Genomic DNA, 590 nt, shown 5'->3' with positions numbered 1-590 from the left:
AAACGGTGGTTCTAGCGAAAGGAGGATAGAGTAGTACCTGTAGTGGACACCCAAGATGAACTCTGCTAGGCAGCGTTGGCGAGCGGCCGCACGCTTACTTGATTTTCAATTCTGGAATCAGCGGGTCGGTTTCTACCAACTCTAGTTGCTGTACCATAGCTAAGGTGCCCTGTTTATACTTCAAAAAGTGGGGAGTTATAATGTGCGCCTGATACGCAGCTTCGTCCGCGTATACCTCCAGGATGGTTACATGGTTTGGGCGCTTTTTTTCGAATACCGCGTAGAGCGTTAACACGCCTGGTTCTTTCTTCATGGCGGCTTCTACTCCCTCTTGCAACAGCGCCTTATAACGAGTGAGTTGTGTAGAATCCACCACAATGCGAGCAAGTCGGACCTTCTGTGGCTTTGGTGCTGGTTTCACATACCAGTTGACCAACGCCAACGCCAAGCTGGACAGCATCGCTATTTTTAAGATGGGTTGGAATACTTTCATGACAAGGGTCTTAAAAAGAAGAAAAGAGAGTAAGAGGAGGAAGGCTACCTGTTTCCGCAACAATAATTAGGCTGCCTGAATGGTTTACGCAAACGGT

The 590-nt window shown here is 48.1% G+C and carries 1 protein-coding gene; it reads right to left on the bottom strand.

Going from position 1 to position 590, the window contains the following annotated elements:
* Positions 1-94: 94 nt before the first annotated feature.
* Entirely contained in the window at positions 95-493 is a 399-nt protein-coding gene (locus E5K02_RS25385; RefSeq protein ID WP_135399376.1) for a putative quinol monooxygenase, read from the bottom strand.
* Positions 494-590: the final 97 nt, after the last annotated feature.

The sequence above is a fragment of the Hymenobacter metallicola genome, from assembly GCF_004745645.1.
Classification (GTDB): Bacteria; Bacteroidota; Bacteroidia; order Cytophagales; family Hymenobacteraceae; genus Hymenobacter; species Hymenobacter metallicola.
Note: the sequence above shows the minus strand (reverse complement) of the source record. Positions and strands in the feature narration are given on the sequence as shown.